At 39.7% G+C, this 13,401-nt stretch carries 12 protein-coding genes; 9 read left to right on the top strand and 3 right to left on the bottom strand.

What is annotated here, in order from left to right:
- Window positions 1–13: 13 nt before the first annotated feature.
- A complete protein-coding gene (locus ACE1TH_RS18480) occupies window positions 14–187 on the bottom strand; it encodes a hypothetical protein (protein ID WP_176554474.1) in 174 nt (57 codons plus the stop codon).
- Between the two features lie 174 nt (window positions 188–361).
- Here ACE1TH_RS18480 and ACE1TH_RS18475 point away from each other — a divergent pair, with 174 nt between their 5' ends.
- Complete coding sequence (locus tag ACE1TH_RS18475) at window positions 362–508, top strand: hypothetical protein (RefSeq protein ID WP_176554473.1); 147 nt, start codon at window positions 362–364, stop codon at window positions 506–508.
- Between the two features lie 70 nt (window positions 509–578).
- On the opposite strand, the gene ACE1TH_RS18470 is transcribed toward ACE1TH_RS18475, so the two are convergent.
- Window positions 579–1,469, bottom strand: coding sequence for a diacylglycerol/lipid kinase family protein (locus ACE1TH_RS18470; RefSeq protein WP_099305081.1), 891 nt, complete (start codon window positions 1,467–1,469; stop codon window positions 579–581).
- A 129-nt stretch (window positions 1,470–1,598) separates the two neighbouring features.
- Here ACE1TH_RS18470 and ACE1TH_RS18465 point away from each other — a divergent pair, with 129 nt between their 5' ends.
- The 7 genes from ACE1TH_RS18465 (at window position 1,599) to ACE1TH_RS18435 (ending at window position 10,265) form a co-directional block, all read left to right on the top strand.
- Entirely contained in the window at window positions 1,599–3,407 is a 1,809-nt protein-coding gene (locus ACE1TH_RS18465) for a hypothetical protein (RefSeq protein ID WP_099305079.1), read from the top strand.
- Between the two features lie 634 nt (window positions 3,408–4,041).
- Complete coding sequence (locus ACE1TH_RS18460) at window positions 4,042–5,031, top strand: ABC transporter ATP-binding protein (RefSeq protein WP_255224931.1); 990 nt, start codon at window positions 4,042–4,044, stop codon at window positions 5,029–5,031.
- Window positions 5,021–6,019, top strand: coding sequence for an ABC transporter ATP-binding protein (locus tag ACE1TH_RS18455; RefSeq protein ID WP_099305073.1), 999 nt, complete (start codon window positions 5,021–5,023; stop codon window positions 6,017–6,019). Before ACE1TH_RS18460 ends, ACE1TH_RS18455 begins: the two co-directional genes overlap by 11 nt.
- Window positions 6,016–7,665 carry an ABC transporter substrate-binding protein gene (locus ACE1TH_RS18450; RefSeq protein WP_375079706.1) on the top strand — a complete coding sequence of 550 codons (1,650 nt, stop codon included), beginning with the start codon at window positions 6,016–6,018 and terminating at the stop codon, window positions 7,663–7,665. Before ACE1TH_RS18455 ends, ACE1TH_RS18450 begins: the two co-directional genes overlap by 4 nt.
- A gap of 76 nt (window positions 7,666–7,741) precedes the next feature.
- The gene (locus ACE1TH_RS18445) at window positions 7,742–8,731 is read left to right on the top strand and encodes an ABC transporter permease (RefSeq protein WP_373454119.1); all 990 of its coding nucleotides are present in this window, start codon (window positions 7,742–7,744) and stop codon (window positions 8,729–8,731) included.
- Window positions 8,732–8,744: 13 nt separating this feature from the next.
- The gene (locus ACE1TH_RS18440) at window positions 8,745–9,653 is read left to right on the top strand and encodes an ABC transporter permease (protein ID WP_099305067.1); all 909 of its coding nucleotides are present in this window, start codon (window positions 8,745–8,747) and stop codon (window positions 9,651–9,653) included.
- Window positions 9,654–9,734: 81 nt separating this feature from the next.
- A complete protein-coding gene (locus ACE1TH_RS18435) occupies window positions 9,735–10,265 on the top strand; it encodes a histidine phosphatase family protein (protein ID WP_375079705.1) in 531 nt (176 codons plus the stop codon).
- Here the strand turns inward: ACE1TH_RS18435 and ACE1TH_RS18430 are convergent.
- Window positions 10,262–11,797, bottom strand: a complete 1,536-nt coding sequence (locus ACE1TH_RS18430; protein ID WP_375079704.1) for a methyl-accepting chemotaxis protein — start codon at window positions 11,795–11,797, stop codon at window positions 10,262–10,264. The two genes, ACE1TH_RS18435 and ACE1TH_RS18430, sit on opposite strands and share 4 nt — an antisense overlap.
- Before the next feature lie 196 nt (window positions 11,798–11,993).
- Here ACE1TH_RS18430 and ACE1TH_RS18425 point away from each other — a divergent pair, with 196 nt between their 5' ends.
- Window positions 11,994–13,346 (top strand): MATE family efflux transporter, encoded by a 1,353-nt coding sequence (locus ACE1TH_RS18425; protein ID WP_375079703.1) that lies wholly within the window; start codon window positions 11,994–11,996, stop codon window positions 13,344–13,346.
- Window positions 13,347–13,401: the final 55 nt, after the last annotated feature.

Below are 13,401 nucleotides of genomic sequence, written 5' to 3'. Positions count from 1 at the left end.
ACGACGAGGATTATTAAGAACGATAGACTTTATTTACGTGCCAATGCATTTCCGGAAATGTATTAGAGTTGAGTTTTGAAGCAAAAAGATCTGCATGTTCATAAGAGGAGAATAGTTTATCAAAAGGTGTGGAAGTATTTTTTAATGATTGCGTATGACCATCAACAATACGGGTAACTGCGTACATGCAAATGGCTCCTTTCCTCTTGTTCTTACTTGTTAGTATGACATATCAAACCGAGAAATTCATTACTAATTTTCTGAAAAAACGCGAAGGTTTTGTTAGTTTTTGTAGAAAGTGCATTAAATCACTGGAGGAAAGTCGGAATCACTAGTTTTCTAAGAGAAAGGATGATGGAATGTGGATACAGTTATTTGGATTATTATAGCAATCGTGGTGTTTGCGATATTAGCGGGCGTTACTAAGGCAATTTTACGTATTGTATTTAGTTTAGCGGCCGTTGCAGCAGTCATTTTTCTTATTTGGCAATTAGTTAGTGGACTCTAGCAATACTGTCACATACATAAGCAACTGGATATGAACATAAAAACAGGAACCGCTAAAACGGCTCCTGTTTTTATGTTGTTTCTGGTACTAAGACTTCTATAAAACTAGGCAATATGTCTATTGTAACAGGTAAAGTAATGCCCGTTTCTCCATCAATGTTTGTACTAAGTGGGTCTTCTGCTGATATAGAAAGGTGTTTCGCTTTGAACGCATGAACATGCTTGCTATTCTCTAGATTCCCCGTTAAAAGAGAGGTGCCTACTGCAGCCGTATTCACTAAATTTGTATCTTGAATAATAAAACAGTGTAAGTAGCCATCGTCAATTTCTGCTGAAGGGGCAAGTTGTTCAAAGCCACCAACCGAATTCGTTAATGCAGCTATAAATAGAAGGGCGCTTCCTTCCCATGATTGATCGTCGTACTGAATGTGTATTGTGCTAGCCGCATCGCTTGTAATCGTTTTGAATCCTTCTTTCACATATGCAAAAAATCCTAATTTTGATTTCTCTTTGGACGGCACTTCTGATAAAGAAGATGCTAAACGGCCTGCTGCAACGACGTTGACAAATAATTGGTCATTTACTTTTCCTAAATCAGCCTTCCGTGTTGTGCTCGATTGTAAGCTTTGAATCGCTTTTTCAGGTTGGAGAGGGATGTTGAGTGCTCGAGCAAAATCATTTACGGTTCCTAATGGTATAACAGCAAGCTTAGGTTTATGAGTACTCGACATAAACCCATTTATCGTTTCATGTAGTGTACCGTCTCCGCCAGCAGAAACAACGAGGTCGTACTTCTCTTCACATGCCTCCATACAATAGGTTGTTGCGTCAAACTCTTTTTTTGTTTCCCGTACTTCTACCGTATAATCGTGTTCTTTTAATAATTTTGCCGCTTGTTCCGTGTAGGAAAGGGCGTCTTCTTTTCCTGAACTTGGATTAATGATAATCATCGCACGTTTCATTTTTTACACCTCACTATGTTCTCTTATTAGGTATTTCCTTATTTCTCTCATATCTAACCTAAAATTGCACGTTTTTGAAACCAAATTAAAAAGCTTTCGTAGTATACTTGAGTAGGAAGGGGAGAGTTGATGTTTTTTTGGATTTTAATTATGGCGCTGTCTTGCTTGAATTTAAACCCACGAGAATGGATTCGTGGACTAAAACAGATGCCAAAACAATGGTTAATAAGCCAAGTTCTTCGATATGGGATTGGGCTTGTACTTAGTTTTATTATTATTTATATTTTTCTTGTGGATCGTTCGTTAACTGGATTTTTAAATACGTTCGGATTTATCATAGCGATCAATCTAATTGTTTCAGGCTTTTTTCAAGCAACAAAAGGACTGTCAACAGCGACAAAAAAGAAAAAAGTACAGAAGTTAAAAAAAGCAAACATTCCTATGGCGCAAGCTGGTATTGGAATTGCGCTATTTATTGGCTTGATTATTATGAATGTCGTGTATCCACTTACGATTACACAAGATTTAGCGAACCTAGGTGAAATTGAAGTGTCAACCGATTCGATTGATTCAGTTACGGAAGAAAGTGTTCGATCGGTTCCACATTCATATGCACGGTATAAATCTGAAATTGTTTTTGGAAACATTGAAAACTACTCGTTCTATGAATTAGGAGAGTCAGCCATTCAGCGAATCGATGGAGAACTTTTTTGGGTTTCGCCAATTGAATATTCAAGTGTTTGGAGATGGATTAGAGCCGATAGTGCACCTGGTTATGTAATGGTCAGTGCAGAAAATCCAAATGCGGAAGCTGTACTTGTGGATGACTATGAAATGACGTATGTGCCAAGTGCATTTTTAGGAGACAATTTAGAGCGCCACATACGAAGTGTTTATGGCGACGTCATTTTAATTGATTATTCGTTTGAACCAGATGATGAAGGAAATCCGTACTACGCCTATTCGTACGCATATTATGATCATTATCGAAGTGCGCCAAAAGCCGATGGAGTGATTTTAGTTGATCCGGTATCTGGTGAAATGGAGCAGTATGATTTGGGTGAGCAACCTGAATTTATAGATAATGCGATTCATTACTCACTCGCACTTGACTATGCTTATTGGTTTGGTACATATAGTAACGGTCTTCTAAACTCAATTTTTGCAAAAGAAGGTGTGCATCAACCAACAAGTGAAGAAGAAATGATTGGTGTTATTGGACCAGATGGTAATATGTATTGGATGATTGATCATATGAGGCCGAATCAGGAGAGTAATGCCATGGTTGGTTTTACTATGGTTAATGCTCAAACCGGTGATGCAACTTATTATGCAGGAACCTCTGGAATGACTAACGCCAGAGGTGCTAGAGATGCAGTGAATCGCTCGTTCCAGCGTGAACAATGGGAAGGTACACAACCTGTTTTATATTCCATTTATGACAACTACACATGGGTAGTACCTGTTGTGGACCAAAGCGGATTGATGAGAGAAATTGCGATGGTCCATGCAGAGACGTCGAGCGTAGCAACAGGAACGTCGAGAGAGGAAGCGTTCCATCACTATCGTCAGATGCTAGCAAATGATTTAGGCACGGATGATTATATTCCAACAAATCTTTTAGAAGAACTAGAAATGCAAGGAACGGTCTATCGTGTTAGTCAAGCGTCCAATGCCCGCTACATTCAAGTCCTGCTTGATGGTGAGAGTCGTGTATTAGAGTTTGATATTACGGGTAATGCAGCTGCGGTCTTCATTCAACCTGGGGATGAAATTGAAGCAACGGTCAATGATACAGGTGAAAGTGTCTTACCTGTCCTAGAGTTTGAGAATGTAACGATCGATGATGAATTTGGTGAAATTGAAGATTTTGAGCTAGAAGATGAAACGGAAGAAGAATCAAGTGAAGAATCTGAACCAGAAACGTCGGAAGAATAAACTGTTCAAACAGAAGCGCGCCTTATGGCGTGTTTTTGTTTTTTTTGTGAAAGTTGATAGAGTCCATATAATTTTGTAAAGAATGCCTATGACTAGCCCGATGCGATACACTGTTTTTACACCACTAAAATATACCAGAATGAAGAGATACGAAGCTTAATTGACACAACTCGGTGCAGTGCTCATGAACATCTACGAAAATTGGCGCTCGGCTCTAAAGGTGAATGTAAACCTTATTTTTCTCTTATGTCTTACTCATTAGCGCTTGTGCCTGTGATGAAAGCTTCCATCCGCGCGATAAATGATGAATATAATTTGAATTGATCATGTCATTTTTGGATTAAAGGTGACCGTTTTTGGACAAACCTACTCAAATTATAAAAGCAGTGTGTCGTGATTGTACGCTGAGATCTGGACTTGAATTGAAAGCTCTTGAAGTGTATTGAAAAATGATTAAAAATAATCTTACAAATTTAAAGGGAAAATGGTTTTGTTTAGAGAACTATAGAAGAAGCTATGAATATTTCTCAATACATGAAATCATTAAAAAAATTAAATAATGATTGTGTTGTGATTTGATTTTTTGTATCGTTATACATAAGCTTTCTTAATTTTACATAAAAGGGGGGACGAAATGGATAATCCTGTTCTTCAGATAAAAAATTTACAAACGACTTTCCAATCTGGTAGAAAATCAGTACCCGCTGTAGATGGTGTCAGTATTCATCTAAATAAGGGAGAGGTTGTAGGGATTGTAGGCGAATCCGGGTGTGGGAAAAGCGTAACATCGTTATCCATTATGCGGCTTATTCCGAGTCCACCTGGGAAAATAAGTAAGGGTGAAATCTTATTTAACGGTGAAAATCTTGTGAAAGCCTCGAATAAACGAATGAAGCAAGTACGAGGAAAAGAGATTTCAATGATTTTTCAGGAACCGATGACTTCATTAAATCCTTTATTTACAATTGGAAATCAGCTTGTTGAAGCGATTCGAAATCATCATACTATGTCAAAAAAAGAAGCGTTGGAAAAAGCGATTGGTTTAGTCGATATGGTGGGAATTCCTCGGCCAAGAGAAATTGTAAATAATTACCCCCATCAATTATCGGGTGGGATGCGACAACGGATTATGATAGCGATGGCCATGTCCTGTGATCCGGAAGTATTAATTGCGGACGAACCTACTACAGCTCTTGATGTTACCATTCAAGCGCAGATCTTGGATTTAATGAGAGAGTTAAATGAGAAAAAAGGAACAGCTATTCTTTTTATTACTCATGATTTAGGAGTAGTTGCAGATATTTGTCATCGTGTTGTCGTCATGTACGCTGGACAAGTCGTTGAGGAAGGTACGGCTCGTATGATTTTGAAAGATCCTAAGCATCCGTACACAAAGGGGTTAATACGATCGTTACCTAATATGGCAGAAAAACAGCAGACGCTTTATTCCATTCCAGGAACCGTGCCACAGCCGGGTTCTGTTACGCAAGGGTGTCGATTTGCTGACCGCTGTGAATTTGCTTTTGACGCTTGTTTCTTCGAAGATCCAGCCTTACTCGATCTAGAAGAGGGCCGCGCTTGTCGCTGTTTGCTATACAAGGAGGAACAAGAAAGTGTCGGTTAAACCATTACTCGAAGTAGAAGATTTAAAGACGTATTTTGATATTAAAGGCGGTGCTTTGTCTAAAAAAGTAGGTGAAGTGAAAGCCGTTGATGGCGTATCGTTTTCAGTAAAGGAAGGAGAAATTGTCGGGATTGTTGGGGAGTCTGGTTGCGGAAAATCCACAACAGGAAAATCGATTCTGCGTTTAATCGAACCGACTTCAGGAAAAGTGCGTTTTAATGGGGAAAATATTCTAGAACTCTCCGGAGAAAAAGTTCGAAAAATCAGAAGAGACATGCAAATTATTTTTCAAGATCCGTATGCATCGCTAAACCCACGCCATAAAGTTGGGAAAATCATCGGTGAACCAATGTTAATACACGGTATTGGAAATAAAGCAGAACGAAAAAAAAGAGTGGAAGAATTGCTGGAAAAAGTGGGCTTGCGTAAGGAGCACGCCAATCGTTACCCACATCAATTCAGCGGCGGACAGCGCCAGCGAATTGGCATTGCGCGAGCACTTTCGGTTCACCCAAAGCTGATTATATGTGATGAACCGGTATCGGCACTAGATGTTTCTGTACAATCGCAAATCCTTAACCTTATGGAATCCTTAAAAGACGAATTTAAATTAACGTATGTATTTATTGCCCATGATTTAAGCGTTGTAAAACATATAAGCGACAGAGTCGGAGTAATGTATTTAGGTAAAATGGTTGAACTCGCATCCAGTGATGCGCTATACGAAACGCCTATGCATCCTTATACAAAAGCATTGTTATCGTCTGTGCCAATTCCTGATCCTGATCAGAAATCTGACCGAATGATTTTAAAGGGAGATGTACCGAGTCCTTCGAATCCACCAAGTGGGTGTACATTTCACACAAGATGTCCTTACGTAATGGATGTATGTAAATCAGATATTCCGGCATGGAGAGAGGTAGCTACAGATCATCATGTCGCATGTCATTTATTTAACGATTCAACAAAAGAGGAGCGTATTCAATGAAAAAAACGAAGATGAATTTAATTTCAGTGTCTTGCTTAGGGCTACTACTGTTAGCAGCATGTGGAGGAGATGAAGACACATCAAGTGATGGGAATTCGGATACCAATGATAATGGAAATGGAACAGAACAGGCTGACGGAGGCACATTAATTTTTGCACGTGGAGGCGACTCACAAGGTCTTGATCCAGGTGCAGTGACAGATGGTGAATCGTCGCGCGTAACGAAACAAATCTATGAAACGTTAATTGAGTTTGATGAAGATTCGTTTGAACTAACAGAAGGACTTGCGACAAGCTGGGAGCCAAGTGAAGATGGCCTAAACTACGTATTCACCTTAAGAGAAGGCGTAACGTTTCATGATGGAACGCCGTTTAATGCTGACGCTGTAAAGCTTAACTTTGAACGTTGGGCTGATGAAAATCACGAATATGCGTTTAAAGAAGACGGCTATACATACAGTGTCTACGGTACATTATTTGGACTAGGTGATGAACATGTTATTGACGAGATTAACGTCATAAATGATTACGAAGTTGAGTTCGTTCTTAATGAACCACTCGGAGCCTTTTTACAAAATGTTGCGGCTAGTTATTTTGGAATTATTTCTCCAGCGGCGTTAGAAGAACATGGAGCGAATATTGATGAGAACCCAGTTGGCACCGGTCCTTTTGAATTTGTAAGCTGGCAACGTGATTCTAGTATCGTTCTTGAAAAAAATGAAAATTATTGGGAAGAGGGGCTCCCTCATTTAAATGGTGTGACGTTCTCAGTTATTGGTGATAACTCGGCTCGACTTTCTTCACTTTTGTCAGGCGACATTGACATCATGGATGGTCTTTCGCCGGATGATATTTCTCAAATTGAAGGTGCAGATGGATACGAAGTGTTTGAGCGTGTGCCGAACAATGTCGGTTATCTCGGCTTTAACACCGAAGTAGAGCCATTTGATGATCCGCTTGTTCGACAAGCGTTTAATCATGCGATTAATAAAGAAGACTTAATTACCGCTGTGTATGGTGGACAAGCGACTACAGCAGTGAATGCGATTCCAGAAGATTACCTAGGTCATAATGATGAGATAGAAGACTATGAGTATGATTTGGATTTAGCACAAGAATTATTAGCGGAAGCGGGTCTTGAAGACGGGTTTGAATTTGATCTTTGGACAATGCCAGTTCCTCGACCGTATATGCCAAATCCAATGCGTGCTGCAGAACTCATTCAAGCTGAATTAAGTGAGTTAGGGATCACGGCAAACATTGTTGAAAAAGAGTGGGCCGTGTATTTAGAAGAAATTGAGCTTGGCTACCATGATGTCTTTATGCTTGGCTGGTCCGGGGTAAATGGTGATGCAGATTACTTCTTAGGAACGATCCTTCATACAGATGGTATTCCAGGAAGCAACCAAACCTTTTATAGCAATGAAGAAGTCGATGCACTATTAGACGAGGCAAAACGAACAGTTGACCCAGATGAGCGTGCTTCATTGTATGAGGAAGCTCAAGTACTTATTCATGAAGACGCACCAATGGTTCCTCTGGTTCATTCTAGACCTGTATTAGCTGGTTCTAGCTCTATTTCAGGCTATGTCCCTCACCCATCAACAAGTGAAAACTTAAAACACGTTTCGCTTACAAACGAATAACATCGATAGGAGGCGGCAGCAATCTTGCTGCTGCCTTCTCTATCCAAAGAAGAGAGGTGAAACTGTGTTTTCCTATATGTTAAGAAGGGTTGCACTATTAATTCCAGTGTTGATTGGCATGACAGTCGTGACGTTTTCAATTATATGGCTCATTCCAGGTAATCCAGCACAAACGATCTTAGGTGAACAAGCTTCACCACAAGCGATTGCAGAGTTGGAAGAGCAGCTTGGATTAAATAACCCATTTTGGGTGCAATATGGATCATACATAGGAGATTTACTTACAGGTGATTTAGGCGTTTCAATGCGAACAAATAACGAGATCATTTCGGAAATTTGGCCTTACTTAGCGGCGACAATGGAACTTACCTTTTTTGCCATGCTGTTCGCCATTATTATTGGCGTAAATGCAGGAATCGTCAGCGCTTGGAAACAGAATTCGTTTTTTGACTATGCATGTATGCTGATTGCGTTAGTTGGGGTATCGATGCCTGTTTTTTGGCTTGCTTTGATGGAGCAATGGATTTTTGCTCAAGAGTTAGGCTGGTTGCCCACAGTAGGGCGAAGTGATCCACGTAACCCAATTGAACCGATTACCCATTTCTATATTGTTGATACGCTTATACAAGGTAATTTTGATCAAACGTTAACTGCAATACGCCATTTAGTGTTGCCGGTCATTGCGCTTGGAACCATTCCAATGGCAATTATTGCCCGAATGACTCGTTCGAGTATGCTTGAAGTACTGCGGTCTGACTATATTCGTACCGTTCAAGCGAAAGGATCTGGTCAAGGGGTCGTGATTTACAAGCATGCGCTTAAAAATGCGTTTATCCCTGTATTAACTGTTGTAGGTTTACAAGCAGGTGCCCTCCTTGGTGGGGCTATTTTAACCGAAACCATTTTTAGTTGGCCAGGTGTTGGACGGTACATCTATGAGGGAATATCTTATCGCGATTATCCAGTAATCCAGTCAGGCATCTTAATTGTTGCCACCATTTTTGTGTTTATCAATCTCATTGTCGATCTTCTCTATTCGGCTATCGACCCTAGAATTAAATATTAAGGAGGAACAAAAGATGGAATCAAGGCCAATGGCAACTCAGCCACATCAGCGTCCTCCTTCAAAAGAAGAAAAGACAAGGTCGCTTTGGGGAGATACACTGTATCATTTATTTAAAAATAAGTTAGCGCTTGTAGGAGCGATTATTTTATTTATCTTTATTTTACTGGCGATTTTTGCGCCGGTTTTAACGCCTTATACCATTGATAAAACGGAACCAGCAATGCGCTTAATGCCTCCTTCATCTGATCATTGGATGGGGACCGATGATTTAGGGCGAGACGTCTTCACTCGTGTAGCTCATGGAGCAAGAATTTCGCTTTTAATTGGTTTATTTTCAATAAGTGGCGCATTACTTATTGGGACAAGTCTCGGGTTAATTGCCGGTTTTTATGGACGTTGGATTGACATGCTCATCTCAAGAATTTTCGATATTATGTTAGCATTTCCAAGCATCTTGCTTGCAATTGCCATAGTGGCAATCTTAGGGCCATCCTTGCAAAATGCCATGCTTGCAATTGCGATTATTAACGTGCCAATCTTTGGTCGGATTGTTCGATCGAAAGTCATTAGCTTACGAGCGGAAGAGTTTGTTCTTGCTGCGAAAGCGCAAGGAATGAAAAACGGTCGAATTATGTTCCATCATATCTTACCGAACAGTATGGCACCGATTATTGTGCAAGCAACACTTGGCTTTGGTATCGCCATCATTGAAGCAGCCGCCTTAGGTTTTTTAGGCATGGGGGCTAGTCCACCAACACCAGAATGGGGGAGAATGCTCGCTGATTCAAGGGGTTATATTCAAAGTGCCTATTGGACTGTTTTATTTCCAGGCTTATCAATTATGCTTGTTGTATTAGGTTTTAATATGTTAGGGGACGGTTTAAGAGACGCGCTCGATCCGAAAATGAAAGATCAAGGATAATTTTAAATGAAAAACGGACATGGACTTGGTTCATGTCCGTTTAATGTGCACGACGTAAATATAACTGGAAGGGGCAAGGTGATGTTTCCATCAATATATTTTGTTCGACACGCTCAGGCGAATGGGCAAGAACGTTACGCAGGATTGACGAAAAAAGGACATGAGGATGCGCATGCTTTAGCAAATTATTTCCACGATAAGAACATTTCAAGAATTGTTTCCAGCCCTTATTCAAGAGCTGTCTCGACGATTAACCCAGCAGCAGAAATGCTAACCTTACCGATTGAAAAGGACGAGAGATTAATAGAACGATGTTTGAGCCCCGACCCAATGAAAAATTGGCTTATCCATTTAGAAAAAAGTTTTAAAAACGATTCTTATAAGCTTCAAGGTGGAGAATCTTCGTTAGAAGCTCAATCACGTATTCTATCTGTAGTAGATAGCATCAAAGAGAATACGATTATTGTAAGTCATGGAAATCTATTAGCCCTATACATCCAATCGATCGTGTTTATAGATGGGTTTAAACTTTGGAAGCAAATGAAAAATCCAGATGTGTATCATCTTCATCTCGGTTCTAGCACGCTAAAGAAACTGGATTGGAAAAGTTAAGCCGTTTTTATTGTTGTCAACTCTTGCAGATCCTCTGTTAAATGCCTCGTTGCTCGTTGCAAACTAGAAGAGATTTGATTAAGCGTGTCCCAAGTTTGATCTTGCTTCGCTACAGCAAGAGATACTGAGCTGGTTCGCTCATTTAATAAATGTACGATTGAAGCGAGTTCATTAAGCGACTGCTCAAAAGTTGTGCCGTAACTAGAAATTTCTGTCGATAGCTGCGCTGATTTTGCACTTTCTTCATGGGTCGTTGTTGTATATTCGTTCATTTGTTTAAAGATGTTGTTTAACTCAATCATTTGTGTAGAGCCTTCTTTTACAGCGCTTGAATTTCGTTTTAATTCCTTATCCACTTGTGTAGTCCACGTATTAATGGAATCGGTCATCAATTCAATCCGTTTTGCATAATCCGTGGTTTGCATCGATAATTTTCGAATTTCATCTGCAATAACCGAAAACCCTTTTCCAGCATCACCAGCACGAGCTGCTTCTATTGAAGCATTTAAAGCGAGCAAATGTGTTTGTTGCGCTACCGTTTGAATATGACCGAGTGCTTCAGAAATCTTGCTATTTTGATCATTCACTTCGAAAAATGATGCTTCGAGTTGAGTGGCGGTATGATGAATTTGATTCATTTTAGTCATGGCATGTTCGACGCCTTCTTTACCTTGAAAAATGGATTGCTGGTTTTCTTCTACAGTTGCAAATGTTTGCTTTGTTTGAGCAAGAATTTCAATTAATTTTGATTGCAATGTCGCGAGCATATTACGGTTGTCGTCTGTTGCTTGTTGATATTGTTTTGCTGAATTGGATACATACGTAACCGTTTCAGTTAATGTGGATGTGGCTTGTTTTGCATCACGGACATCATTTTCTAATTGGTCCGAACTTTGTAGTACGTCCGTTGACGTTTTTTGGACACGAGCAAATAAACTTGAGACGAGTTTTTCATGGTTTTCACGGTCTTTTTCTGCTTGCATTGTCACTCGATTTCGCTCATATAGTTGAACGAGAATAATGGAACTAGTGGCGATTAAGAAAAAGGCATGAATGAGAAGAAGTGTAAATGGATAATTATCGGTCCCGCAAATGAGCTCAGGAAAAGCAAAATAACCAAGAAAATGTTGAACGGCAAAAATGGCAGTACTTACATAGATAAGGATTGGCATGCTAAAGTACGCTAAGCTTGCAAGCACCATGAATATGGAAAAATGATATTCCACTAATCCGTCTCCCATGGCAATAATGGACATACTGCCTAACGTCAATGTCAGCATGAGTAGGTATGGAATGATGATTGAAGCAGGTTTTTTCATAACGAAATAGATGGATAGGAGCAGGAGGAGAATAGGTAGCACAAAGAGAATCGTACGAAGCGTCTCGTAAGGTTGCTCAGTTGTGTGGATCGTTGAAAGAAGTAAATATGTGTCGAACCAACCTACATGAACGTGTAAAAAATAGACAAAGATAGAGAAGAGGACGACTAGAGTACTAAAACCAAGCATTATTCTGTTTTTGTTTTGATTCATTTGACAAATGACCACACTTTCTTTAGGTGTAAAAGACTACTTCATTATACCTGTTTTTAAAAGAAACGAAACAAAAATTTCCAATTAGGAAGAAAGAGAGATGTTTCAACAAAAATAAAAAAGCGTAACGATTCACACAAAAGATTTGTTATAATACGTAAGGTTTCATTGATTAAGGGAAAGAGAAGGTGGAAAAATGGGAAAAGAAGAAATAAAGAACCCTTTAGAAACCGAGAAAATTAGCAAATTATTTTTACGATACTTAATTCCATCGTTAGTTGGAATGCTGTTAATGGCTGTTAATTTAGCAGTTGATGGAATTATGGTAGGGAATCGACTGGGTCCTGTAGCGCTAGCAGGAGTGAACATCGCGGGTCCGGTCTATACAATCTTTGTTGGGTTATCGCTATGGCTTGGTATAGGTGGAGCGACCCTTTATTCACAAGCAATGGGACGGAAAGAGAAGAAGCGGGCGCAATTTATCTTTACCCATTCCATTTTACTAATTGGTTTAGGGACTTTAGCAATTGGAGGATTGGCGCTCTTTTTCCACGAACCATTAGTTTATGCGTTAGGAGCAAATGAAGAAACAGCGCCGTTTGCTTCAGCATATATGAACGTTTTTTTGCTGTTTGGATTTGTGTTCACTTTAGAGAATGCAGCAAGTATTTTTGTTAGAAATGATGGGAATCCGACATTAGCCATGGCTGCCCTAGTAACGACAGCATTTTCAAATGTTGGGATCAACTATATGATTCTATATGTCTTTGATTTAGGTGTGCGTGAAATAGCGTTCGGTACAATCATTGCTGCTTTTTTAGGATTGCTCGTTTTATCTTCTCACTTTTTTACGAAACGAAGTCAGTTAAAGTTCGTCAAAGTGAAATTCGAAGTTCCTTTAGCTAAACAAGCGTTAACATTTGGTTTTCCGAGCTTCTTAGCAGAAGTAGGTATTTCCGTCTTTACGGTTTCACATAATATTATGTTTGCACGTCTAGCTGGAACCGCCGGTGTGGCAGCTTTCTCTGTTTTAAACTATGTGCACGGAGTGATGTTGCTCATGTTTCTTGGTATGGGCGCGGCTGTTCAACCAATTGTCAGTTATTTTCAAGGGGCAAACGAACACGAGAAGAAAAGACAGCTCATGCGTTTAGCAATTCGAACAGGGTTTATTGTCGGAGCGGTTTTTTTTGTAATTGGTCAAGTGGCAGCGGTACCGATCGTAAATATATTTGGCGATTTTCCAGAAGAGGTGAAAGAATTAGCTGTAACAGGGATCCGTTTATTTTTTATTGCTTATCTCGTTATGGGTGTGAACTTTGTGTTGATGACGTATTTCCAATCGATTGGAGAAGTAAAGGTTGCAACGTGGATTACAGCAGGAAGGCAAATCGTTTTCATGCTAGTCTTTCTTCTTACACTTCCTTTTCTATTCGGAGTTCAGGCTATATGGCTAGCGATTCCATTAGCTGAAGTGGCTGTACTCTGTCTAATTATTATCTACTTAAAAAGAAGCAAAATTCAATTTGGAGAACGGCGAATGTTTTAAGGTTGAAAGGTTTTACGCCTTTTCATGTCTTTACCAAACTATGTTTGAGTTAAAA

The organism is Shouchella sp. JSM 1781072 (assembly GCF_041949915.1).
In the GTDB taxonomy this organism is placed as follows: domain Bacteria; phylum Bacillota; class Bacilli; order Bacillales; family Bacillaceae_D; genus Shouchella.
The sequence above is the reverse complement of the archived record's forward strand: the minus strand, read 5'-3'. Positions and strand labels throughout refer to the sequence as shown.